Raw genomic sequence first — 25,751 nt, forward strand, 5'->3', positions numbered from 1 at the left:
AGAAAGAATTAATCTTCTTCTTTCAATCTTGGTTTAATCAAGCTGACACCTGCGAGTGTTGCAACAATTCCTAAACCAAGTACTGCTGCTGAGGATGATTTCTCACCTGTATTTGGCAGAGCAGTAGTTCCAGGAACTTTCGGTTCCACCGGCTTGTTCGGTACTTGTTTATTTGGTACCGGAGCTGGAGTTGGTGGAACAGGTTTCGGTTCTGGTTTTGGTTCTGGTTTTGGCTCCGGAGTAGGAGTTGGTTTTGGTTCCGGAGTTGGTGTAGGTGTAGGTGGAACTTCTACCTTCTTGTAAGTTACGACTTCATCTGCTGGTTTAGCTGAGTCTGCTGTAACCTTCACATCTGCTACGCTTGCTTTATCTGCTACGTAACCCTTGATGTCTGGTGAAGTTTGTCCCTTGATCACGTCATCTTGTGATGTCCATGGGCCTTTTTCTACGATCGCTTTCGTTACGACGTTGATCTTCAGAATACGCGTGAATTTAGCGCTATCTGTGAAGCTTGGTGCTGCTTCTTTACCATCTTCGTATACGTACTTGATCGTACGGCTCAATTCTTTCACAGCTTCTTGTTGAGCTGACTTGATCTTATCATCTGTCCACTTAGGTCCATCCGGATTCTTAGGATCCATTGGATCGTTTGGTTTCGGCGGATTATTCGGATCGAATGGTACTACGCCTTCTTCCAATTGAACAGTGAAGTTTTGGTCCTTGCTTGCATCATCATCAAAGTTTTGTGGATCCTTGAACTCATCGTTCACAACCTTGTAACCTTGGTTAGTCAATTCTTTCAACTTCGCAAGGTATTGGTCACGGCTAATTGGTTCACCTGACTTACCGCCTTCTGAGATCTTCGCCAATTCTTTCTTAGCTTGGTCTACGAAGGTGATGGTTGCTTTTTGATCAGCCTTCTTGTAAGTTACGACTTCATCAGCTGGTTTCGCTGAGTCTGCTGTAACCTTCACATCTGCTACGCTTGCTTTATCTGCTACGTAACCCTTGATGTTTGGTGAAGTTTGTCCCTTGATCACGTCGTCTTGTGATGTCCATGGGCCTTTTTCTACGATCGCTTTCGTTACGACGTTGATCTTCAGAATACGCGTGAATTTAGCGCTGTCTGTGAAGCTTGGTGCTGCTTCTTTACCATCTTCGTATACGTACTTGATCGTACGGCTCAATTCTTTCACAGCTTCTTGTTGAGCTGACTTGATCTTATCATCTGTCCACTTAGGTCCATCCGGATTCTTAGGATCCATTGGATCGTTTGGTTTCGGCGGATTATTCGGATCGAATGGTACTACGCCTTCTTCCAATTGAACAGTGAAGTTTTGGTCCTTGCTTGCATCATCATCAAAGTTTTGTGGATCCTTGAACTCATCGTTCACAACCTTGTAACCTTGGTTAGTCAATTCTTTCAACTTCGCAAGGTATTGGTCACGGCTAATTGGTTCACCTGACTTACCGCCTTCTGAGATCTTCGCCAATTCTTTCTTAGCTTGATCTACGAAGGTGATGGTTGCTTTTTGATCAGCCTTCTTGTAAGTTACGACTTCATCAGCTGGTTTCGCTGAGTCTGCTGTAACCTTCACATCTGCTACGCTTGCTTTATCCGCTACGTAACCCTTGATGTTTGGTGAAGTTTGTCCCTTGATCACGTCGTCTTGTGATGTCCATGGGCCTTTTTCTACGATCGCTTTCGTTACGACGTTGATCTTCAGAATACGCGTGAATTTAGCGCTGTCTGTGAAGCTTGGTGCTGCTTCTTTACCATCTTCGTATACGTACTTGATCGTACGGCTCAATTCTTTCACAGCTTCTTGTTGAGCTGACTTGATCTTATCATCTGTCCACTTAGGTCCATCCGGATTCTTAGGATCCATTGGATCGTTTGGTTTCGGCGGATTATTCGGATCGAATGGTACTACGCCTTCTTCCAATTGAACAGTAAAGTTTTGGTCCTTGCTTGCATCATCATCAAAGTTTTGTGGATCCTTGAACTCATCGTTCACAACCTTGTAACCTTGGTTAGTCAATTCTTTCAACTTCGCAAGGTATTGGTCACGGCTAATTGGTTCACCTGACTTACCGCCTTCTGAGATCTTCGCCAATTCTTTCTTAGCTTGGTCTACGAAGGTGATGGTTGCTTTTTGATCAGCCTTCTTGTAAGTTACGACTTCATCTGCTGGTTTAGCTGAATCTGCTGTAACCTTCACATCTGCTACGCTTGCTTTATCCGCTACGTAACCCTTGATGTTTGGTGAAGTTTGTCCCTTGATCACGTCGTCTTGTGATGTCCATGGGCCTTTTTCTACGATCGCTTTCGTTACGACGTTGATCTTCAGAATACGCGTGAATTTAGCGCTGTCTGTGAAGCTTGGTGCTGCTTCTTTACCATCTTCGTATACGTACTTGATCGTACGGCTCAATTCTTTCACAGCTTCTTGTTGAGCTGACTTGATCTTATCATCTGTCCACTTAGGTCCATCCGGATTCTTAGGATCCATTGGATCGTTTGGTTTCGGCGGATTATTCGGATCGAATGGTACTACGCCTTCTTCCAATTGAACAGTAAAGTTTTGGTCCTTGCTTGCATCATCATCAAAGTTTTGTGGATCCTTGAACTCATCGTTCACAACCTTGTAACCTTGGTTAGTCAATTCTTTCAACTTCGCAAGGTATTGGTCACGGCTAATTGGTTCGCCTGACTTACCGCCTTCTGAGATCTTCGCCAATTCTTTCTTAGCTTGGTCTACGAAGGTGATGGTTGCTTTTTGATCAGCCTTCTTGTAAGTTACGACTTCATCTGCTGGTTTAGCTGAATCTGCTGTAACCTTCACATCTGCTACGCTTGCTTTATCTGCTACGTAACCCTTGATGTCTGGTGAAGTTTGTCCCTTGATCACGTCATCTTGTGATGTCCATGGGCCTTTTTCTACGATCGCTTTCGTTACGACGTTGATCTTCAGAATACGCGTGAATTTAGCGCTGTCTGTGAAGCTTGGTGCTGCTTCTTTACCATCTTCGTATACGTACTTGATCGTACGGCTCAATTCTTTCACAGCTTCTTGTTGAGCTGACTTGATCTTATCATCTGTCCACTTAGGTCCATCCGGATTCTTAGGATCCATTGGATCGTTTGGTTTCGGCGGATTATTCGGATCGAATGGTACTACGCCTTCTTCCAATTGAACAGTAAAGTTTTGGTCCTTGCTTGCATCATCATCAAAGTTTTGTGGATCCTTGAACTCATCGTTCACAACCTTGTAACCTTGGTTAGTCAATTCTTTCAACTTCGCAAGGTATTGGTCACGGCTAATTGGTTCGCCTGACTTACCGCCTTCTGAGATCTTCGCCAATTCTTTCTTAGCTTGGTCTACGAAGGTGATGGTTGCTTTTTGATCAGCCTTCTTGTAAGTTACGACTTCATCAGCTGGTTTAGCTGAGTCTGCTGTAACCTTCACATCTGCTACGCTTGGTTTGTCCGCTACGTAACCCTTGATGTCTGGTGAAGTTTGTCCCTTGATCACGTCATCTTGTGATGTCCATGGGCCTTTTTCTACGATCGCTTTCGTTACGACGTTGATCTTCAGAATACGCGTGAATTTAGCGCTGTCTGTGAAGCTTGGTGCTGCTTCTTTACCATCTTCGTATACGTACTTGATCGTACGGCTCAATTCTTTCACAGCTTCTTGTTGAGCTGACTTGATCTTATCATCTGTCCACTTAGGTCCATCCGGATTCTTAGGATCCATTGGATCGTTTGGTCTCGGCGGATTATTCGGATTGAATGGTACTACAACCTGACGCATAGTAACGGTGAAGGTTTGATCCTTCTTATCGTCATTATCGAAGGTCTTAGGTCCTGAGAACTCATCGTTCACAACTTCATAGCCCTTGTCTGTCAATTCTTTCAGACGAGCTGCGTAGTTGGTTGTACCGATTGGCTCACCTGACTTACCGCTTTCAACGATCTTGGTCAATTCCTTGTTACCGTCAGTTTGGTCTACGAAGCTGATAATCGCTTTTTGACCATCCTTCACGAAGTTGATTGGTGTATCCTTCGTTGGATCACTTGGAATTGGTGGTGGGTTGTAACCCTTGCTTGGATCGCTCGGATCTTTCGGTGTCAATGGTGTTGTGCCATCTGGACCTACTGGTGTAGTGCCTGGTACATGTGGAATCACTGGAAGATCAGTACCTGGTTTGCTTGGATCTGTTGGATCGTTTGGATATGGAAGATTTGGAACTTTTGGAAGTCCGTCTGGTACATTTGGTACGTATGAACCAAGTTTGCTGTACTTAACTGTTTCTTCGCTATCCTTATCATCAGGAGTCACTGTCTTGGCTGCTACATTGGCCTTATCTGCCACGAATCCAGTTACGACTGGTGTAGCTTCTTGGGCCAATTCTTTCGTAGCTGGTGTCCATGGAGTGAAGGTTTCAACGTTCGTTACACGGTTACGTTCACCTGTACGTGTGAAGGCTGCTTCTTGAGTCACTGGAGCTTTCAGAGCTGGACGACCCGCTGTTTGACCATCTGCGTATTCGTACTTGATGGTACGTGATACTTTCTTGTTGAGCTTAGCTGGGTCTGTAATCTTCTCTGTACCTTGACGAAGAGTAACGGTGAAGGTTTGATCCTTCTTATCGTCATTATCGAAGGTCTTAGGTCCTGCGAACTCATCCGTTACAACTTCGTAACCCTTGTCTGTCAATTCTTTCAGACGAGCTGCGTAGTTGGTTGTACCGATTGGCTCACCTGACTTACCGCTTTCAACAACCTTGGTCAATTCCTTGTTACCGTCAGTTTGGTCTACGAAGCTGATAATCGCTTTTTGACCATCCTTCACGAAGTTGATTGGTGTATCCTTCGTTGGATCACTTGGAACTGGTGGTGGGTTGTAACCCTTGCTTGGATCGCTCGGATCTTTCGGTGTCAATGGTGTTGTGCCATCTGGGCCTACTGGTGTAGTGCCTGGTACACGTGGAATCACTGGAAGATCAGTTCCTGGTTTCGTTGGATCTGTTGGATCGTTTGGATATGGAAGATTTGGAACTTTTGGAAGTCCATCTGGTACATTTGGTACGTATGAACCAAGTTTCTTGTATTGTACAACTTCTTCGCTATCCTTATCATCAGGAGTCACTGTCTTGGCTGCGACATTGGCCTTATCTGCCACGAATCCAGTTACGACTGGTGTAGCTTCTTGAGCCAATTCTTTCGTAGCTGGTGTCCATGGAGTGAAGGTTTCAACGCCAGTTACACGGTTACGTTCACCTGTACGTGTGAAGGCTGCTTCTTGAGTCACTGGAGCTTTCAGAGCTGGACGACCCGCTGTTTGACCATCTGCGTATTCGTACTTGATGGTACGTGATACTTTCTTGTTGAGCTTAGCTGGGTCTGTAATCTTCTCTGTACCTTGACGAAGAGTAACGGTGAAGGTTTGATCCTTCTTATCGTCATTATCGAAGGTCTTAGGTCCTGCGAACTCATCCGTTACAACTTCGTAACCCTTGTCTGTCAATTCTTTCAGACGAGCTGCGTAGTTGGTTGTACCGATTGGCTCACCTGACTTACCGCTTTCAACAACCTTGGTCAATTCCTTGTTACCGTCAGTTTGGTCTACGAAGCTGATAATCGCTTTTTGACCATCCTTCACGAAGTTGATTGGTGTATCCTTCGTTGGATCACTTGGAACTGGTGGTGGGTTGTAACCCTTGCTTGGATCGCTCGGATCTTTCGGTGTCAATGGTGTAGTACCATCTGGGCCTACTGGTGTAGTGCCTGGTACATGTGGAATCACTGGAAGATCAGTGCCTGGTTTCGTTGGATCTGTTGGATCGTTTGGATATGGAAGGTTTGGTACTTTTGGAAGTCCGTCTGGTACATTTGGTACATATGAACCAAGTTTGCTGTACTTAACTGTTTCTTCGCTATCCTTATCATCAGGAGTCACTGTCTTGGCTGCGACATTGGCCTTATCTGCCACGAATCCAGTTACGACTGGTGTAGCTTCTTGAGCCAATTCTTTCGTAGCTGGTGTCCATGCACCGTAAGTCTTCTTGTCAGTTACACGGTCGCGCTCACCTGTACGTGTGAAGGCTGCTTCTTGTGTTACAGGAGCTTTCAGAGCTGGACGGCCTGCTGTTTGACCATCTGCATATTGATACTTGATGGTACGTGTAACCTTCTTGTTGAGTTCTGCTGGATCCTTGATTGCTTCTTTACCATGACGAAGAGTAACAACAAATTGTTGATCCTTCTTATCGTCATTATCGAAGGTCTTAGGTCCTGCGAACTCATCCGTTACAACTTCGTAACCCTTGTCTGTCAATTCTTTCAGACGAGCTGCGTAGTTGGTTGTACCGATTGGCTCACCTGACTTACCGCTTTCAACAACCTTGGTCAATTCCTTGTTACCGTCAGTTTGGTCTACGAAGCTGATAATCGCTTTTTGACCATCCTTCACGAAGTTGATTGGTGTATCCTTCGTTGGATCACTTGGAACTGGTGGTGGGTTGTAACCCTTGCTTGGATCGCTCGGATCTTTCGGTGTCAATGGTGTAGTACCATCTGGGCCTACTGGTGTAGTGCCTGGTACATGTGGAATCACTGGAAGATCAGTGCCTGGTTTCGTTGGATCTGTTGGATCGTTTGGATATGGAAGGTTTGGTACTTTTGGAAGTCCGTCTGGTACATTTGGTACATATGAACCAAGTTTGCTGTACTTAACTGTTTCTTCGCTATCCTTATCATCAGGAGTCACTGTCTTGGCTGCGACATTGGCCTTATCTGCCACGAATCCAGTTACGACTGGTGTAGCTTCTTGAGCCAATTCTTTCGTAGCTGGTGTCCATGCACCGTAAGTCTTCTTGTCAGTTACACGGTCGCGCTCACCTGTACGTGTGAAGGCTGCTTCTTGTGTTACAGGAGCTTTCAGAGCTGGACGGCCTGCTGTTTGACCATCTGCATATTGATACTTGATGGTACGTGTAACCTTCTTGTTGAGTTCTGCTGGATCCTTGATTGCTTCTTTACCATGACGAAGAGTAACAACAAATTGTTGATCCTTCTTATCGTCATTATCGAAGGTCTTAGGTCCCTTGAACTCATCGTTCACCACTTCGTAGCCCTTGTCTGTCAATTCTTTCAGACGAGTTGCGTAGTTAGTAGTTCCGATTGGCTCACCTGACTTACCGCTTTCAACGACCTTACCAACTTCCTTGTTGTTATCGTCTTGGTCTACGAAGGTAATAATCGCTTTTTGACCATCTTTAACATAATTGATTGGTGTATCCTGTGTTGGATCACTTGGAATTGGTGGTGGGTTGTAACCCTTGCTTGGATCGCTCGGATCTTTCGGTGTCAATGGTGTAGTACCATCTGGACCTACTGGTGTAGTGCCTGGTACATCTGGAACTACTGGAAGATCAGTTCCTGGTTTCGTTGGATCTGTTGGATCGTTTGGATATGGAAGATTTGGTACTTTTGGAAGTCCGTCTGGTACATTTGGTACGTATGAACCGAGCTTCTTGTATTGTACAACTTCTTCGCTGTTAGCGTCGCCAGCTTTCACTGTCTTCGCTGCTACATTGGCCTTATCTGCCACAAATCCAGTCACAACTGGTGTGCCTTCTTGTGCCAATTCTTTTGTAGCTGGTGTCCATGCGCCGAAGGTTTCAACGCCAGTTACACGGTTGCGTTCACCTGTACGTGTGAAGGCTGCTTCTTGAGTCACAGGAGCTTTCAGAGCTGGACGTCCCGCTGTTTGACCATCTGCGTATTGGTACTTGATCGTACGAGTAACCTTGCTATTCAATTTAGCTGGGTCTGTAATTGGCTCTTTACCTTGACGAAGAGTAACAACAAATTGTTGATCTTTCTTATCATCGTTATCGAAGGTCTTAGGTCCCTTGAACTCATCGTTCACTACTTCGTAGCCCTTGTCTGTCAATTCTTTCAGACGGGTTGCGTAGTTAGTTGTTCCGATTGGCTCACCTGACTTACCGCTTTCAACGACCTTACCAACTTCCTTGTTGTTATCATCTTGGTCTACGAATGTAATAATCGCTTTTTGACCATCTTTAACATAATTGATTGGTGTATCCTGTGTTGGATCACTTGGAATTGGTGGTGGGTTGTAACCCTTGCTTGGATCGCTCGGATCTTTCGGTGTCAATGGTGTAGTACCATCTGGACCTACTGGTGTAGTGCCTGGTACATCTGGAACTACTGGAAGATCAGTTCCTGGTTTCGTTGGATCTGTTGGATCGTTTGGATATGGAAGATTTGGTACTTTTGGAAGTCCGTCTGGTACATTTGGTACGTATGAACCGAGCTTCTTGTATTGTACAACTTCTTCGCTGTTAGCGTCGCCAGCTTTCACTGTCTTCGCTGCTACATTGGCCTTATCTGCCACAAATCCAGTCACAACTGGTATGCCTTCTTGTGCCAATTCTTTTGTAGCTGGTGTCCATGCGCCGAAGGTTTCAACGCCAGTTACACGGTTGCGTTCACCTGTACGTGTGAAGGCTGCTTCTTGAGTCACAGGAGCTTTCAGAGCTGGACGTCCCGCTGTTTGACCATCTGCGTATTGGTACTTGATCGTACGAGTAACCTTGCTATTCAATTTAGCTGGGTCTGTAATTGGCTCTTTACCTTGACGAAGAGTAACAACAAATTGTTGATCTTTCTTATCATCGTTATCGAACTTCTGACCATTTGGTTGCGTGAAACCATCACTTACAAGAGTGTAACCAGCTTGTTTCAATTGTTCGATACGAGATGCTGTTGAGTAAGCTACTGGCTCACCTGACTTACCAGCCACAGAATCTGTGTAAAGAGTCTTAGCTTCAACACCATTCTTACCATCTGTTACGTACTTGATAGAACCACGTTGCTCATCCAAGTTATACTTGACAACTTCTACTGGATTTTCAGAAGTAGGGTCAACAGTCACACCTGGAACTTTTGGTTTGTCCGGACTGTAGCCTGTGATCGCTGGAGATGTCACTTCTGGAAGATTAGCATTTGGTTTATCCCAAGCACCAGGAGTTTTCTCACCTGTCACCTTGTTAACAGAAACTGGACGAGTAAACGTTACTGGTTGAGTAACTGTTGGAGGAAGCGCTGGGCGACCTTCTGTTACACCATCACCATATTGGTATTGAATAGTCCGAGTAACATTTTTCGTTTCTTGTGTTGTTTCAACAACTGGAGTAACGACAACTTTCCAAACTTGGTCTTTTGTCTTATCGTTATCAAACTTCTGACCACTTGGTTGAGTGAAGCCATCACTTACAAGTTTGTAACCTGCTTGTTGAAGTTGAGCGATACGGCTAGCAGTTGAATAAACAACATCTTCACCTGATTTACCTGTAACACCGTCTGTGTAAAGAGTCTTAGCTGGAACACCGTTTTGTCCATCTGTTACATACTCAATGATACCACGTTGATCATCTTGGCTGTAGCTTACTACTTCATCTTCGTTAGGAGATGTAGGAGTAACAGTTGAGGCTGGAACACTTGGTTTGTCTGGAGTGAAACCAGTAACTGCTGGAGAATCAACTTTTGGAAGTTCTTCACTTGGCTTGTTCCATTGTCCAGGAGTTTCAACACCTGTCACCTTGTTCACAGAAACTGGGCGAGTAAATGTTGTTGTTTGAGTAACTGGACGAGGAAGTGCTGGACGACCTGCGGTCACTCCATCCTTGTATTGGTAACGAACGTTACGAGTAACATCTTTTGTTTCTTGTTTTGTCTCAATACGTGGAGTAAGAACAACTTCCCATGTTTGATCTACATTGTTATTACTGTCAAATCTTTGACCGCCAGCTTTAGTAAAGCCGTCGCTAACAAGATCATAACCCAACTGTTTAAATTCGTTGATTTTCGCAGTTGTTGTATAGTTTACAGGTGTATCTGACTTACCAGTTACGTTGTCTGTGTGAAGGGTCTTAGCTGGAACACCATTTTTACCATCTGTACGGTAAACGATGCTTCCCTTTTGATCTGCAGCTGAATAGCTTACAATTTCACGCCAACTTGGATCTGTTGGAGCAACAGAGGCTGAATTTACACGTGGTTTGTTTGGTGTAAAGCCTGCTACTTCTGGGCTATCAACCGCAGCAACATTTTGACGGCTAGGTGTCCAGTTGCCGTATGTCTTCTTACCAGTTACTGGATCTTCTGATACTTGACGAGTAAATTGAACTGTTTGTTCAACTGGTTGTGGAAGAGCTGGACGATTTCTAGTCACACCATCTTCATATTCGTAAGCGATTGTACGAGTAACGTCTTTTGTTTCAGTTGTTACTTTTGGATTATTCTTACGGTATGAAACAATTTCACGCCAGCTTGGATCTGTTGGTGAAACAGTAGCTGAATTTACACGAGTTTTATTTGGTGTAAAGCCTTGAATTGCTGGTGTATCAACCGCATCTACAGTTCGAGTGCTTGGAGTCCAGTTGCCGTATGTCTTCTTACCAGTTCTTGCATCTTCTGACACTTGTCGTGTAAATCGTACATTTTGTTGTACTTCACGTGGAAGGGCTGGACGACCTGAAGTCACACCATCTTCGTATTCATAAGCAATTGTACGAGTAACATCTTTGGTTTCAGTTGTTACTTTTGGAGCATTCTTGTCGTAGTAAACCGTTACATCACTTGGAGTAGAATTTGGATTTACTGTAACTCCGGGAACAGTTGCTGTATCTGGAGTATATCCTGGGACATCTAGAGAATCTACAGGTGCAAAATTCTTAGATGCAGGACTCCATGGACCTGGTCTACCACCTGTCACAGTCCGAGTGAACTCAGCTGTTTGAGTGTAAGCTGGCGGAAGTGTCGGTCCTGTCACACCTGGTTTATATTTATAATAAATAGTACGAGAGACTGTCTTCTTTTCTGTCTTCGTATCAGTTGCACCTCTACGGTAAACGTAGGTTACTGTACCGTTGGTACCCCAGTCAGCCAGAGTTCCTGAAGGTGGCAAGCTACCTCTCTTCATTCCAATGAAACCATAGCCAGGAATCGTCTTCTGTTCAGTGGTATAAGGCTTAGCCTTGAAGGCACCTTGTGGATAAGTTACTGAGCCTTCAGCGATTTCTCGACCTTGCTCATCTTCATAACGTACGTCAACAGAGGCACTTTGATAGAAGTCGAAGCGTTTGATTTGGAACTGTTGCAAGTTCTTGTAGTTACCAGTCGTCGCCGTAACCACCATGGACATCAGTTGTTCTGGAGTAGAAACTTTCTTCTTCCATTGCTTAATCCCAAGATTACTTTCGTAAGAGACAGTTAATTCCTTGGTTACACCGTCATACTGGATAGCAAATCTGTGGAAACGACCATCCAAGTCACTTGAGTCTAGACGTTGAGCACTACCAGCATCTGTCTCAGCCCACCAGCGGTCATACTCACCACCAGTGAAGATACCTCCACCACGAACTTTTTTATGAGTAGTATTTACCCAGGCACCAAATTGTCCCAGACGAGGGTCTTCCGCCCAACCATATTGGAATGAGTCCGTATTGCTAGTATCAAAACGGTTCCCTTTCGGTGGTGTGTGGACGTTCCAGAAAGTATCCAGCTTGAAACCATTCGCGTTACGCAAACCACCAATACCAAGGTTACCACCATCGGCACCTAGGTCTGTTGTATTCCCTGTATGGAAGGCAAAACCAATACCATCGGCACCATAGCGTTCCTGAGTCTTATCACCAAGGTTAACTCCACCAGTCAGCTTGAAGCTTTGGTTCATATTGATCTTACTCTTCAGACTGAAGTTACCTGTCTTAGAGGTTTCATCTGGAGTAAGGGTCACGATACCATCGTATGAATTATAGGTAGCTGAACCATTCAATCTGAAGTAGTCAAGGAAGTTTTCTTTTGTTACAGTTGTCTTCCCTGTTTGTGGGTCAAACGAACGGAAGCCACTTTCTCCTGATTTACGGAAATCAGCGTAACCTTTATTTACTTCGCTTTGAGCAGCTGCTAATGTTGAATTAGCTTCACTTTTGGCTACTGCATTTGCTGCTTGGCTAGCTGTTGCCAAACTAGCTGCTTGGCTAGCTGCCTTTTCAACTGATACCTTAGCAGGTTCTACAGCAGCAGTTGATTCTGTAGCTGCTTCAGATGAAACCGCAGTTGACTCTGCAGTAGCTGAAGTAGCTGGGCTAACTCGAGCCTCAGACTGAATTGCAGCGGTTGATTGGCTAGTCGCTACTGAAGCTTTAGACACTTGTGAAGTAGCTTCTTTTAAAGCTGCTTCACTTTTTGAAGTAACTTCTGATTTAACAGTTTTTTCTTCCACTTTGCTTGATAGGTCTTCAGCAGAGGTAGAAGATGCTGTAGATGCTGCACTTGAAACTGCGTTGCTTTCAGCAACAGTTGCTACGGTAGAATTCTTTTCTATGGCCGACTCGGAGTCAGAATCATTCGCTCCCGAATCTTCTCCTGAATCTGGCACAGAGGTCGTTTTCTCCGTAGAGGTGCTTGAAGAATCCGTCTTAGCTAACGTATCGGCTGAAACGACATTCCCCCCAAAGAACATGAAAGCTGCGACTGCTACAGAAGCCACGCCCACATTAAACTTACGAACTGAGTATCGAAGCCGTTTCTCAGCACTCGCACGGTTTAATCTGCGTCTCGCATTTTTATCCATGAACATCTCTCCTTTTTAAAATATAGTTCAACCACCTATTACTCAACACCTTAACGCCTGAGCAGCAAAGTATTTTATAACATATGATTGGTGGTTTTAATGTCAAAGTTTAGACACTAAACCATACCAATAATTATACCGTTTTTTTCCTATTATATCAAGGATTTTGCCGTCTAATTTTTTTCTGTAACAAAAGTGTAATATCATATTATAGGGATAACAAAAAGCTTTAACCAAGCCGTTTCAAGAGGATGAGAACAACAAAAAACGACCTTGATAATTTGATGATCAAAACAAAATAAAAGAGCCCCTGCAGGGCTCTATCCAACAAAAGTCAGTCATAAAATCCGACACTTGAGATAGAAAACCTGTTTAGGACTCTCTGTGTTTTTATTGAAACTCTGCTTCGACTCGGTAAATAACCTGACCCTTGCTAGAAAATTTTTGTTCATACTCAGTTAGGACATTGCCTTCAAAGTCACTGGCATGAAGATCCAGCCAAACACCTTTGAGAACCATGCCATACTGCGAAAAGCTGACCAGGCTGTATTCGAACAAGCCACGATTGTCCGTTTTGAAGTGGATTTCACCTTTTTCTGGCAAAATTTGCTTGAAGGTATCCAAGAAGGACTTATAGGTCAAGCGACGTTTTTCATGCCGTTTCTTAGGCCATGGATCAGAGAAGTTCAAGTAAAGTCGGTCAATTTCTCCGTCTGCAAAATAGTTGGTCAATTCCGAACCATCCACCCAGAGCAGCTTAATATTGGGTACATCAGCCTCCAAAACCTTATCCAAGGCGTAACTAAGGACAGACTTCTGAATGTCAATCCCGATGTAATTGATGTCTGGATTAGCCTTGGCCATCCCTGTGATAAAAGCTCCTTTACCACTCCCAACTTCAACATGGATCGGATGGTCGTTTCCAAAAATTTCTCGCCACTTTCCCTTGGCATCAACTGGATTTAGAACCACATAGTGGGGGTTCGCTTCTAATAGTTCAGTCGCCCCCTTACGATTTCTTACTCTCATCTTACCTTTCCATACTTAGAACGGAAGTTGCGTAGAGCGTAAATCTCCCGGTTCACATTTTCTAAATCATTATTTTCGTAATATTTAGCAATCTGCATCAAATAAGAGTATTGACCAAACCAATACAGTTTTTTGATAACCTTGTCATTGTACTTATAACCGTAGTAGGTCAACCACTCCTGCCAATTGGTATCTGGGATATAATGACTCAATATATGAGCAACATCCAACATTCTGTCCGTCAGCCGAACCGAATCCCAATCCACCAAATAAATCAAGCCACTATCCGTCTGAAACCAGTTGCTATGTCGTACATCACCGTGGACAATCGTTGCATAGTCTTCACGAAAAGCAGGGACCGTTTGCCGCAAATCCCGAATAATAGATTGCAGGTACTGATTGTTCCTTAAAACGACTGGTGCTTGATTAAGCCAGCTATTGATTAGATCGATTGGCGTTTCCAAAATATAACCCAATTTGGCCAACTGAGTCATCAGAGGCTTCGACCGATGCAAACGCGTTAAAATATTGATCACTTGCTTTTTAGACATATCATTAGGCGTTAAAATGGCACCTGAAAGCCACTCTTGTCCACTCATGACATTGCCATCTGGCAAGCGTCGACTCCACAGAAGTTGCGGAGCAATTTGTTCTCTGGCTAAGCCTGCCAGAATCGGGGTCGTATTCATCTTGACGAAAACTCGCCCCCCGTCTGGATAAGTTCCCATATAGGCCTTTCCGCTCTTACCAGCTATTGGTGTCAGGGCTAGCTCGTTATCAACCAAGACCATGATTCCCCTCCTTAAAAAGTTTCCTCACTATTTTACTAATTTTCATTCTTTTAGTCAACCAATCTTTTTAGTTTATATGGCAAATAGACTAGATACAAAAAGATTGTCACTCCAAGCATTGCTAACACTGCCATTCTATCTTGGAAAAAGAGCACTGCCACTAGCGTTTCAAAAAGCAAAACACTATGCCCAACCCCTATGATGACCTGTCTTGCGCCTTTGATTTTAGACTTACTATTCAGCGGGAAAAGCTGGGTTAAATACTGATAATCAAAGGCTTCATACAAGGCCAGCAACTGAAAGAGCAGAAGATAGTTAAAAAGGACGACAAAACCTGCAGCAATCCAAGACTGGCTGACGAAGACAATCGTTAAGAGGGCTAAAAGTAGAAGACGCAAGGTCAGAGGTAATAAATCGCCATTGCGAAGATAGGAGCGTAAAAACATGTTTTGCCAAGTCTTAGCATGGGTCTTAGGCAAAAGTCTCGTCAGCCCGTCCAAATAAGCTCTTCTTTTGACACTATTAGAAATGCCTTTCACATTTGTAAAGAGGGCAAAGAAACGAAGAACTTTCTGCTTGCGGCCTTCCTCAGCTGCAATTGCATATTGCCAATTGAGACGATCAAACAAGAAAAAGCGACGCCCTTTGAACTGAAAGACTAGCCATTTTAGCAATAACATAAGGAGACAGTACAGCCCAAAATCCCAGAATGGCAAACCTAGAGCCAAAAACAGGGGGGCTAGCAAGATCAGCAACAAGGTTTGCAGCAGACCAAAGAGAATATACGAACGCTGGATTTGTCCCTTGACAAACTCAATAACTGCCCGCTCCTGCACTAGCAAGAAGAGCTTATCCGGCTTCTCAAGATAGGTTGCAATATTACCAAAAGGAAGAATGACCACAGAAAACAAGACTAATCCTACTATGATCGGCCAAGACTGACTAGGAAAATTCCGCAGCAATTGATTGTACTGAACCGCCAGAAATCCGAGAAAAATCAATAGAAACAAGACAAAGTGATCATTGAGAACATAGCGCAGATACTTCAGACACCGCTGACGGAAATCTTGCTTGCGTTTAGAAAATACTTCTTTCATAGCGCAGCCTCTTCCGTCAAGGCCAGATAGATGTCATTGAGACTAGCGTCCGGCATCTGAAATTCTCCTCGCAACTCAGCTAGATTGCCTTTGGCGCGCACCTGCCCTTTATGCAAAATCACAAAGCTATCACACATCTTCTCAGCTGAGTCCAAAACATGGGTACTCATGAGGATGGACTTACCTTTTTTCTTTTCCTCATCCAAGAGCTGGATAAGGTCTGCAATAGCTACCGGATCCAGCCCCAGAAAAGGCTCATCCACGATAAAAAGACTAGGATCTACCACGAAAGCACAGATAATCATGACCTTCTGCTTCATCCCCTTAGAGAAATGCACTGGAAACCAGTCCAACTTATCCTTGAGTCGGAAGATAGTTAAGAGGCGCTCCACGCGCTCAAAAGCGACTTCCTGCTCAATATCGTAAGCCATGGCAACCGTTTCAATATGCTCACGCAGGGTCAACTCCTCATAAAGGCTCGGTGTCTCTGGGATAAAGCCAATCTTCTTACGGTAAGCGCTAGGATTTTTTCCCAGCTGCAAACCATCAATCCGAATTTCTCCCTTGTAAGGTGTCAATAAACCGATAATTTCATTGATGGTAGTGGATTTACCAGCACCATTGAGACCAATTAAACCGACCAGCTGACCATCGCCCACTTCAAAGCTGACATCCTTTAAAACCGGGATATTTACATAGCCGCCCGTAAGCTCTTTGATTTCTAACATATTTTCTCCAAATCTGGTATAATAGTTCTTATATTATAACAAAATCTAGCGAATAGAGGTATCATTTATGGCTGATTGTATTTTTTGTAAGATTATTGCAGGGGAGATCCCGTCTTCTAAAGTTTATGAAGATGACCAGGTAGTTGCCTTTCTAGACATTTCTCAGGTCACTCCAGGCCATACTTTGGTCGTTCCCAAGCAGCATTTCAGAAACCTCCTAGAAATGGATGCAGACAGTTCTAGTCAGCTCTTCGCTCGTGTCCCAGACATCGCCCGCAAGGTCATGAAAGCAACAGGCGCCAAGGGCATGAACATCCTTAACAACAACGAAGAAATCGCCGGCCAGACCGTCTTTCATACCCATGTCCACCTAGCTCCTCGCTATGAAGAGACAGACGGTTTACAAATCAGCTTTGAAACCCACGAACCAGATTTTCCAGCCTTAGCTCAATTGGCTGAAAAGATTGCTCAAGCTTAAGGAGGAACTATGAAATTTTCAAATCTTATGCTGTTCACAGGTGCCGCCTGGACCAGCTACCGATTGGTCAAAAACCGGAAGACAATTAGCCAAGAAGTCGTCGAAACATCTGATATCCTAGATAAAATTCAGGATAATTTAGCTAACATCCAGCACAATCTCGCCATTATCCAAGAACAGCGAGACAATATCAAGGAAATGGCTCAGGACTTGACTTACAAATACAAGATTTTTGAGAAACAAGCCCAAGCTCAAATCACGCAAATACAGGACATCTGGCAATAGAATTCCCCTCTCATAACAAGAAAAACCATGGACACAGCCATGGTTTTTTTCATATTTGAGAGATAAAAACTTCAATCAAAACTTATCAACTATTCTTCCTTTAGTCCTTTCTCAAGAATTGATCCAAGTAATAGTCAAAGTAAGTTTTGCTTCCTGTGATGACTACTGCACGACCTTCAATACCATAACGTATCTTCTTGGCTTGGGCATCCGTTAAGCTTATTTCAGCTTCAACCTTAAAGAAGTTGCCTTTTTCCGTTTTCGTCGCATTGTTGTCAATGTTTGAAATTTTAGATTTGAGAACAAATTCTTTATTATTTCCATCCATTGCAGTGAAACGCAGAGTCTCACCTTTTTTCAGACTAGCAACATCTTTTGAGGTCACATAGGTTGTGATAACGACCTTTTTTTCCTTGGTCAAAACAGGATACAATTGAGCAAGCAACTTCCCTTCAGGAACCAGATTCGCTCCTGCTGTTTCAGGATTTAGGTGGAGAATACCATCTTCAGTTGCTGTGATCACGCCCTTTTGAGTAATACCACCTTGCACCTTGAGATTGTTTTCAACTTCTAAAATCTTTTGATTCAAGGCCGTCAATTCTTGACCAACTTTAGTCAACTGCTGAGCTTTCAAAGACTCAAGCTGGCTATCCAAGCTACCAGAATAGGCTTGCTGAGCACCGGAACCTGCATACTGCACTCGATAGCCCGAAAGAGCTGATTCAAACTGGGAAATCTGATTGTCAATCTGCGACAGAACTTGACTCTTTAGCTGACCTTGACTATCAGCAGCAGCTTGCGCCTCATAAGCCTGATAAATGCTATAACCAGCATTAGTCGAAGGGACACTTGTCCCATTTTGGATAGCATTTCTAAGGGTCTGATAATCTGCTAATTTGGCATTTGTTTCATTGATCAGATTCCCCAGCTCTGCTTGTGAATTGCTAGCTGCTGAATTTTGAGAAGCAATGGTCGAATTTTGCTGTTCGGTATTACTACGGATACTCGCAGCTTGGTTCTTATAATCATTAAATGCTTGCTCATAGCCGAAGCGATCCTCTCCTGAAAACTGGCTAGTCCCCGTCTTCAGACTTTCTTGCAGCAGCTCCAACTGACGTTTTTGCTCCTTCAAGCTTTCTACTTGAGAGGAGAAGGTTTCTTTTTGAGTATTTTCGCTATCAGACTTATACTGAACTAAAAGATCCCCTTTTTTAACAACCTTGTTTTCCTTCAAATTATTAGTGACAATGGCATTGTTACTGGTTGATTGGATGTTAGCCAGAATCTTGCTAGGTTCAATAGAAGCACCTGAAGTAATAGTGATTTCTTTTTTAGCAAAGAGGGAGAATAAGACCACAAAAATCAACAAGAAGAAAGTCGGTAAAATCACGCGCACAGAAAAGCTAGAATATCTACGGTTATAAAATTCGGCACTCTCTAAGTAATGTTCTTCCATCTTCTTTCTCCTTTCTAACTATTCACCAGATGAGCATAGAAGCCATCCTGAGCAACCAACTCTTCATGTGTTCCTTGCTCCACGATTTCACCCTTGTCCAGAACAACCACTTTTTCAGATCGCTCCGCAATGGTCAATCGATGGGCAATGAAAATAATGGTCTTGTCCAACTCCAAAAGGTTGTCAATAATCTTTTTCTCTGTCAAGATATCCAGATTGCTGGTCGCCTCATCAAGGATCAAAACAGGAGCATCTGTCAAAAGAGCCCGAGCCAAGGCCAAGCGCTGACGCTGACCACCTGAAATTCCTGAACCATCCGATGTCAATTCTGTTTGGTAATTCAAAGGCATCCGTTCAATATCTTCACGAATTTCTGCAATTTCCAACGCCCGAATGATTTCTTTCTGAGTCGTTCCGGGCTTGGCACCTAGGAGAACATTCTCCAAGATGGTACCATTAAAAACATAAGGCTGTTGCGGCAAGTAATTGATATGACGGCGCAAGACATGCTTGTCAATCTGATTGAGGTTGATATTATTAACCAGAATTTCTCCCTCGTTTGGATCGTAAAAGTTCACGATCATCTTGGCAAGAGTCGTCTTTCCAGAACCAGAAATTCCTACAAAGGCCACCTTGCTGCCTCTTTCAATGGTCAAATTAATATCCGACAGAACGTTTCGTCCATAGCCATACTTGTAGCTGACATTTCTCAACTCAATGTCGCCCTTGGTCATGCTCAAATCACGGATCGCTTTTTTATCCATAAATTCAGAGTCAACCAGATAAACCTCGTTCAAGCGATTATTGGCAACTTGTGCAGTCTGAAGCTTGGTCTGTAAATTGATAATATTTTCCAGCGGATTTGTGAAATAAACCAACAAAGTATTATAAGTAATCAACTGCCCCAAGGTCATTTTATTGTCCATTACCAAAAGAGCTCCCATCCAAAGGATTGCAACATTCAGCAAGAGCTGAGCCGTCTTCTTCAAACCGATTTGGATATTCTCCATTCGACTATAAGTAAATGATTTCTTTAGATAGTCAACAAATTCTCTATCAATTTTTTGATAGCGGAAATCTTCACTTGTCAAGGATTTGATCGTCTCAATACCATTGATATCTTCGATAATGGAAGAAGACAGGATGGCATTGGATTCCATCGTATCGCGATTCATTTTTTCAAATGGCTTCATGAAGGCAAAAATCACGACGATATAGATTGGCAGCGAGAGCAAACTGATAAAGAACAAATAGAAGTTTTGTGAGAACAAAACAATTGCCATAACGACAACGATAGAGACATCCAAAAAGATGGACAGAATGGTGCTGGCCAAGGCATCAATGATACTATTGGCATCGTTGAAGCGCGATACGATTTCCCCTGTCCTTCTCGTCGCAAAAAAAGACATCGGTAGATGAAAGACATGCTTAATATAGGACAAAATCACATCAATCGAAAGGCGTTGGCCTAAAATAAGAAGCAGATAGCTCTGAGCATAAGTTAGGACCTGTTGCAAAATGTAGACAACTATTAGACCGAGAGAAATAATTCCTAAGGTATTCCTCATCTGATTCGGTACGTAAGTATCAATAATCCCCTGCATGTAGTAAGAGCCCACGATATTGATAATCGTCACCAGCATCGTTGCAATAACGATATTGGCAATCAGTCCCTTTTGTTTCATTAAAATCGGAACAAAAGACCAGAGACCGTTTTTCTTTTCCTTGTGTGGTCTATATTCTGGCGCTGGGGCGATGAAAATAGAGACACCTGTCCACTCTTGCGCAAACTGTTCCTTAGAAAGCTTGGTCATTTTAACAGCCGGATCTGGATCCGCAATATAAACCGAATGTTTATCGTGCCCAGTCACAACATAATAGTGAAGCAATTTCTTGTCTTTGATAACATGGGCGATAAAAGGATAAACGATGCCCTTCATGTCAAATAAAGACATATCCGCTTTAAAGGCTCGTGTTTCAAAACCTAACTCTTCCGAAACCTTCACTAGCCCAAAAGCAGTTGTTCCTCTTAAAGTTGTCTTGGCCATTTCACGCAAACTAGCCAAAGAATAATAGGAACCATAATAGCCATATATCATGGCCAGCGCTGCTACACCACAATCTCTCGCGTCAACTTGAGCCCTATAATGACGCTTTGTAAATCTCATACAAACTCCTTTATTCACAAAAGTGTAAATTTGCTTTTTATGGAGAGCGACCCTCACATAAAAACTCCTAATTAGTAAACATACTATTCAACACAAACTGCTTGTCAACTTTATCCATAGCGGTTCTCTCTAATAAAAACAAGTATAAATTAGGGAAAGAACTTTCATAACAAGCAAAAAATAGATATCTCTATCATACACTAATGTGGCGTATTTTTCCAATGGTATCAGTCGTTTTACTCTATATAAGCACAAAATTACTTAAAAAACAGACATAATGTAACTTTTACACTAAAAAGCCTCTTGTCCAAATCAAGACGAACAAGAGGCTCTATGTCGAAACAAAAAATATTAGTTAAAAACGTCTGGGCTTGCAGCACCACCGTTGTTAGCGCCACCACGATTGCTAGAGCCAGAACGTGATCCAAATCTAGAACGAATACGACCATATGCACGAATAGCAAGTCCACGTACAGTGCGACCAACTTCACGACCGATATCAAATACGGCACGTACAAGGTCACCACCGACCCATCCACCTTCTACTTCAACCAATTCAGCTTCAGTAAGAGGCATAAATTTTTGATCTAATGATTTAAAATCTTTGTTCATAAAATTCACCTTCTTCTATTTAAAATATTAAATTAGCTGAAAAGTCCTACTAAGAAGCCTGAAACCAATGAGCCACCCAAAATAGCCAATGATACTGTGAAAATGTCAACAGGGATACCATAGAATGCCCATCCACCGTCGATCATCATCATTTCTTCTTCAGTCAACGCAGCAAATTGGTTGTCCATCATAGCAAAGTTTTCCATATGTGTTCTCCTTTTTTTACAAGGTTTCCTTAACCTTGTTAATATATTGTTTGCGGTCAGTTTTTTCAAACATTGACTCAACACCTATATTATACAACAACCATATGTGGTTCAACATGACATTGATGTCATGTTGAGAAGAAAAATGTGTAATTTTTTTATAATATTTGAAATATCCTCTTTTTCCCATTTTCCCTAGTTTCATTTTGTGGTACAATAGGGGCTATGGAAAGTATAACTTTAAGTCCTAAACGAGCAGAAATTGAGGCTTTTGTCCAGAAATATCAAGACAAGCTTGTGCCTAGTAAAAATCAGTATATCCAATATCTACTGAAATTGAACCAGGCAACTGTCAGTATCTATACTTCTGGCAAGGTTCTTTTCCAAGGAGAAAAAGCTGGTCACTATGCTGCTTTTTTCGGCCATCAAGCCGAGGAAGCCAGCAAGACTTCTCAGAAGATCTCCCTTATAGGTACGGATGAGGTCGGAAATGGCTCTTACTTTGGTGGTTTAGCAGTTGTTGCTTCCTTTGTCAGTCCAGAACAGCACGCTTTCTTGTGTAAGTTGGGCGTGGGCGATTCGAAGGCCTTGACCGACCTTAAGATTCGGCAACTGGCACCGATTTTGAAAAAGGAAATCCAACATCAGGCTCTGCTCCTGTCTCCAGAAAAATATAACGAAGTGATTGCCTCTGGTTACAATGCTGTGTCTGTCAAGGTGGCTCTTCACAATCAAGCCATTTATCTGCTATTGCAAAAAGGTTTAACACCAGAAAAAATCGTCATTGACGCCTTTACCAGTCAGCAGAATTATGACAAATACCTACAAAATGAAAAGAATCATTTTCCAAATCCCGTTAGCCTCATCGAGAAAGCGGAAGGAAAGTTTCTAGCTGTCGCTGTTAGCTCCATTATCGCTCGCGACCTCTTCCTGGAAAATCTGGAAAATCTGAGCCAAGAGCTTGGCTATACCCTTCCGAGTGGAGCTGGAAGCAAGAGCGACCAGGTTGCTAGCCAAATACTCCAAGCCTATGGAATGGCTGGCCTCCAGCATACCGCTAAACTTCATTTTAAAAATACAGAAAAAGCTAAAAAGCTCTTAGAAAGGTAGACTATGAAAAACAAACGCTTTGACTTCCGTGCCTTCCTCAAGGAGTGGGGAGTCTTTACCCTGATTATCTCTGTTATCTTACTCACTCGCTGGCTACTCTGGGCACCTGTCAAGGTAGACGGCCACTCTATGGACCCAACCTTAGCAAATGGGGAGTATCTGATGGTTTTGAAACACCAGTCCATTGATCGTTTCGATATTGTCGTAGCCTCTGAACAGGATGACGATGGCAAAAAGAAAGAAGTCGTCAAGCGAGTCATTGGCCTTCCGGGCGATACCATTCAGTACGAAAACGACACCCTTTATATCAATGGTAAAAAAACTGACGAATCTTACTTAACAGAATACATCAAGAAATTCAAAAAGGACAAGCTCCAATCTACTTATGTAGGCAAGGATTATACGGACAACGGAACTTTCTTCCGCAAGCTTGCCTCTCAAGCCCAGGCCTTTACCGTGGACAAGGAAGGTAGCCCCGTCTTTACCATCAAACTCCTAGATGATGAGTACCTGCTTTTAGGTGACGATCGCATTGTATCCAAGGATAGCCGGCAGGTCGGTGCCTTTAAATCCAGTCAGATTCAAGGCGAAGCTAAATTCCGTATCTGGCCAATCCTACCTTTCAAGACTTACTAATACTTAAGAGTATACCCCCTCCAAACTCAGTTGACTACTCAGCTGGGTTTGCTTTTTAAAGAGCATATATAAATAATGACAGAATTTTATTTTTCAGGCACAATTGAGCGCATCATTTTTGAAAATCCCAGCAATTTCTTTCGAATCCTCCTCTTGGATATCCAAGACACAGATTGTGAAGATTTTGATGATTTTGAGATTATCGTGACCGGAACCATGGCCGATATTATCGAAGGCGAGGATTATACATTTTGGGGCAATCTAGTTCAGCATCCCAAGTACGGACAGCAGCTAAAAATTTCCCGCTATGAGAGGGCAAAACCGACTAGTAAGGGGCTGGTTAAATATTTTTCCAGTGACCACTTTAAGGGTATCGGTGTCAAGACAGCCCAAAAAATTGTGGATCTTTATGGGGACGAAACCATTGATAAGATTTTAGCTGAGCCAGAAAAACTCAAAGAAATCACTGGCCTTTCCGCCAAAAATCGAGAAGCCTTTGTTGCCAAACTGCAACTCAACTATGGAACAGAGCTGGTCTTAGCTAAGCTGGCTGCCTACGGCATTCCCAACAAACTAGCCTTTCAGATTCAGGAAACCTACAAGGAAGAAACGCTTGAAATCGTCAAGCAGTATCCCTACCGGCTAGTTGAAGATATCCAAGGTATCGGTTTTAAAATTGCTGACCAGCTGGCTCAGCAGTTGGGAATTGAAAGTGATGCCCCTGAGCGTTTTCGGGCTGGCTTGATTCATACCCTCCTGACCCAGTCCATGGAAACCGGAGATACCTATTTGGAAGCTAGAGACCTATTGGCTCATACGATTGATCTTCTGGAGAGTTCGCGTCAAGTAGAGCTAGACCCTAGTCTGGTAGCCGATGAATTGGCTCACCTGATTGAAGAAGACAAAGTCCAAAATGTTGAGACTAAGATTTTTGAAAACAGTCTCTTCTTTGCCGAGGAAGGCATCTGCAGCAATCTAATTCGCCTTTTGGAAAAAGGCCATCAGGATCGCTTTGAAGAAGAGAAAATCCTCGATGCCATAAGCCAGGCTGAAGATGACCTAGGCATCCACTATGATCAGATTCAGAAGCAGGCCATTTTCGACGCTATCACACAAAAAGTCTTTATCCTGACGGGTGGACCAGGAACAGGAAAAACAACCGTCATCAATGGTATCATTTCCGTCTATAGCCAGCTTCGAGAGTTGGATTTGAAAAAGAAGGCAGATTTGCCCATTCTCCTTGCTGCTCCGACTGGTCGAGCTGCTCGCCGTATGAACGAACTGACTGGACTACCCAGCGCTACGATCCACCGACATCTCGGTATGACTGGAGATGATGATACCAGTCATTTGGATGATTATCTGGATGCTGATTTTATCATTGTTGATGAGTTCTCCATGGTGGACACTTGGCTGGCCAATCAGCTCCTCAGTAATATCTCCTCCAATACCAAACTGCTTTTGGTGGGCGATGCAGAGCAGTTACCCTCTGTCAGTCCTGGGCAGGTATTAGCTGACCTACTGCAAATACCGAGTATCCCCCAAACCAAGCTGGAAAAAATTTACCGTCAGAGCCAAGATTCGACTATTGTTACTCTGGCTAGTCAAATCCAAAAGGGACTACTGCCAGAAGATTTTACTGAAAAAAAAGCGGATCGATCTTATTTTGAAGCTCGAAATGAACACATCCCGCCCATGATTGAACGAATTGCCAGCGCAGCTATTCGCAGTGGCATCCCAGCTCAAGATGTGCAAGTGCTGGCTCCCATGTACCGCGGACAGGCCGGTATTGACCAGATAAACAACCTCATGCAAAATCTGATCAATCCTGTGGAAAAAGATCAGCTGACCTTTGAGGCACCTGACTGCCAATATCGACAAGGAGACCGGGTCATCCACTTGGTCAATGATGCAGAAAGCAATGTCTTTAACGGTGACTTAGGCTACATCGTAGACCTGCTCCCAGCTAAGTACACCGAGTCCAAGCAGGACGAATTAACCATCAACTTTGACGGCAATGAAATTAGCTACCAGCGCAGCGAATGGTACAAAATTCGCCTAGCCTATGCCATGAGCATCCACAAGTCTCAAGGTAGCGAGTTTCCCGTGGTTATCCTTCCCATTACCCGAAGCAGCCACCGCATGCTCCAGCGCAATCTGGTCTACACAGCTATTACCCGAGCCAAGAGCAAACTGATCCTACTTGGGGAAAAGTCAGCCTTTGACTACGCTGTAAAGAATACTGGAACGGCCCGCAAAACCTATCTGATTGAACGTTTTGGGGATGTAGAATCCCCTCAAGAAATTATCCACAATCCTGTGGATAACAGCAAATCGCCTGTGGAAAACTATGCCCTAACAGAGGAAAACTTCCAGAAAATTGATCCTATGATTGGGATAACAGAAGAAGATATTCACAGTATTTTTGGAGAATAAACACAAAAAGGAGTTGAGATTTACTCTCAACTCCTTTTTACTTTA

The 25,751-nt window shown here is 43.4% G+C and carries 14 protein-coding genes; 5 read left to right on the forward strand and 9 right to left on the reverse strand.

The window, feature by feature from the left end:
* Positions 1-8: 8 nt before the first annotated feature.
* From HBA50_RS08380 to HBA50_RS08400, 5 genes are all read right to left on the reverse strand, one after another.
* Complete coding sequence (locus HBA50_RS08380) at positions 9-12,674, reverse strand: mucin-binding protein (RefSeq protein WP_166492640.1); 12,666 nt, start codon at positions 12,672-12,674, stop codon at positions 9-11.
* A 390-nt stretch (positions 12,675-13,064) separates the two neighbouring features.
* A complete protein-coding gene (gene trmB, locus HBA50_RS08385; protein WP_045498545.1) occupies positions 13,065-13,703 on the reverse strand; it encodes a tRNA (guanosine(46)-N7)-methyltransferase TrmB in 639 nt (212 codons plus the stop codon).
* Positions 13,700-14,494: a cell cycle regulator CcrZ gene (gene ccrZ, locus HBA50_RS08390; protein WP_005591081.1), complete on the reverse strand. Its 795-nt coding sequence runs from the start codon at positions 14,492-14,494 to the stop codon at positions 13,700-13,702. The genes trmB and ccrZ overlap by 4 nt, the downstream gene beginning before the upstream one ends.
* A 50-nt stretch (positions 14,495-14,544) precedes the next feature.
* Positions 14,545-15,591 carry an ABC transporter permease gene (locus HBA50_RS08395; RefSeq protein ID WP_045498541.1) on the reverse strand — a complete coding sequence of 349 codons (1,047 nt, stop codon included), beginning with the start codon at positions 15,589-15,591 and terminating at the stop codon, positions 14,545-14,547.
* The gene (locus HBA50_RS08400) at positions 15,588-16,319 is read right to left on the reverse strand and encodes an ABC transporter ATP-binding protein (RefSeq protein ID WP_005591084.1); all 732 of its coding nucleotides are present in this window, start codon (positions 16,317-16,319) and stop codon (positions 15,588-15,590) included. The genes HBA50_RS08395 and HBA50_RS08400 overlap by 4 nt, the downstream gene beginning before the upstream one ends.
* Positions 16,320-16,386: 67 nt before the next feature.
* On the opposite strand from HBA50_RS08400, the gene HBA50_RS08405 reads away from it, so the two are divergent.
* Positions 16,387-16,797, forward strand: a complete 411-nt coding sequence (locus tag HBA50_RS08405; RefSeq protein ID WP_005591086.1) for an HIT family protein — start codon at positions 16,387-16,389, stop codon at positions 16,795-16,797.
* 9 nt (positions 16,798-16,806) lie between these two features.
* Positions 16,807-17,082 (forward strand): hypothetical protein, encoded by a 276-nt coding sequence (locus HBA50_RS08410; protein ID WP_005591088.1) that lies wholly within the window; start codon positions 16,807-16,809, stop codon positions 17,080-17,082.
* Between the two features lie 100 nt (positions 17,083-17,182).
* Here the strand turns inward: HBA50_RS08410 and HBA50_RS08415 are convergent, their stop codons facing one another.
* From HBA50_RS08415 to HBA50_RS08430, 4 genes are all read right to left on the reverse strand, one after another.
* Positions 17,183-18,538, reverse strand: coding sequence for a bacteriocin secretion accessory protein (locus HBA50_RS08415; RefSeq protein ID WP_045498538.1), 1,356 nt, complete (start codon positions 18,536-18,538; stop codon positions 17,183-17,185).
* 14 nt (positions 18,539-18,552) lie between these two features.
* Positions 18,553-20,706, reverse strand: coding sequence for a peptide cleavage/export ABC transporter ComA (comA, locus tag HBA50_RS08420; RefSeq protein WP_045498536.1), 2,154 nt, complete (start codon positions 20,704-20,706; stop codon positions 18,553-18,555).
* A 351-nt stretch (positions 20,707-21,057) separates the two neighbouring features.
* Positions 21,058-21,282 (reverse strand): hypothetical protein, encoded by a 225-nt coding sequence (locus HBA50_RS08425; protein WP_235285264.1) that lies wholly within the window; start codon positions 21,280-21,282, stop codon positions 21,058-21,060.
* Between the two features lie 68 nt (positions 21,283-21,350).
* Complete coding sequence (locus tag HBA50_RS08430; protein WP_005592399.1) at positions 21,351-21,524, reverse strand: class IIb bacteriocin, lactobin A/cerein 7B family; 174 nt, start codon at positions 21,522-21,524, stop codon at positions 21,351-21,353.
* Positions 21,525-21,749: 225 nt separating this feature from the next.
* On the opposite strand from HBA50_RS08430, the gene rnhC reads away from it, so the two are divergent.
* The 3 genes from rnhC (at position 21,750) to recD2 (ending at position 25,706) form a co-directional block, all read left to right on the forward strand.
* Positions 21,750-22,634, forward strand: coding sequence for a ribonuclease HIII (rnhC, locus tag HBA50_RS08435; protein WP_045498529.1), 885 nt, complete (start codon positions 21,750-21,752; stop codon positions 22,632-22,634).
* Positions 22,635-22,637: 3 nt separating this feature from the next.
* Positions 22,638-23,270 (forward strand): signal peptidase I, encoded by a 633-nt coding sequence (lepB, locus tag HBA50_RS08440; protein ID WP_045498526.1) that lies wholly within the window; start codon positions 22,638-22,640, stop codon positions 23,268-23,270.
* A 75-nt stretch (positions 23,271-23,345) separates the two neighbouring features.
* Positions 23,346-25,706, forward strand: a complete 2,361-nt coding sequence (gene recD2 / locus HBA50_RS08445) for an SF1B family DNA helicase RecD2 (protein WP_045498523.1) — start codon at positions 23,346-23,348, stop codon at positions 25,704-25,706.
* Positions 25,707-25,751: the final 45 nt, after the last annotated feature.

The sequence above is a fragment of the Streptococcus cristatus ATCC 51100 genome, from assembly GCF_011612585.1.
GTDB classification, from domain to species: Bacteria; Bacillota; Bacilli; order Lactobacillales; family Streptococcaceae; genus Streptococcus; species Streptococcus cristatus_H.

Bases quoted from the DNA above. Each gene is read 5' to 3' on its own strand.
- HBA50_RS08400 (WP_005591084.1), bottom strand. From the start codon at position 16,319: ATGTTAGAAATCAAAGAGCTTACGGGCGGCTATGTAAATATCCCGGTT.
- lepB (WP_045498526.1), top strand. From the start codon at position 22,638: ATGAAAAACAAACGCTTTGACTTCCGTGCCTTCCTCAAGGAGTGGGGA.
- HBA50_RS08425 (WP_235285264.1), bottom strand. From the start codon at position 21,282: ATGCCTCTTACTGAAGCTGAATTGGTTGAAGTAGAAGGTGGATGGGTC.
- rnhC (WP_045498529.1), top strand. From the start codon at position 21,750: ATGGAAAGTATAACTTTAAGTCCTAAACGAGCAGAAATTGAGGCTTTT.
- ccrZ (WP_005591081.1), bottom strand. From the start codon at position 14,494: ATGGTCTTGGTTGATAACGAGCTAGCCCTGACACCAATAGCTGGTAAG.
- trmB (WP_045498545.1), bottom strand. From the start codon at position 13,703: ATGAGAGTAAGAAATCGTAAGGGGGCGACTGAACTATTAGAAGCGAAC.
- comA (WP_045498536.1), bottom strand. From the start codon at position 20,706: ATGAGATTTACAAAGCGTCATTATAGGGCTCAAGTTGACGCGAGAGAT.
- HBA50_RS08380 (WP_166492640.1), bottom strand. From the start codon at position 12,674: ATGGATAAAAATGCGAGACGCAGATTAAACCGTGCGAGTGCTGAGAAA.
- HBA50_RS08415 (WP_045498538.1), bottom strand. From the start codon at position 18,538: ATGGAAGAACATTACTTAGAGAGTGCCGAATTTTATAACCGTAGATAT.
- HBA50_RS08410 (WP_005591088.1), top strand. From the start codon at position 16,807: ATGAAATTTTCAAATCTTATGCTGTTCACAGGTGCCGCCTGGACCAGC.
- HBA50_RS08395 (WP_045498541.1), bottom strand. From the start codon at position 15,591: ATGAAAGAAGTATTTTCTAAACGCAAGCAAGATTTCCGTCAGCGGTGT.
- HBA50_RS08430 (WP_005592399.1), bottom strand. From the start codon at position 21,524: ATGGAAAACTTTGCTATGATGGACAACCAATTTGCTGCGTTGACTGAA.
- recD2 (WP_045498523.1), top strand. From the start codon at position 23,346: ATGACAGAATTTTATTTTTCAGGCACAATTGAGCGCATCATTTTTGAA.
- HBA50_RS08405 (WP_005591086.1), top strand. From the start codon at position 16,387: ATGGCTGATTGTATTTTTTGTAAGATTATTGCAGGGGAGATCCCGTCT.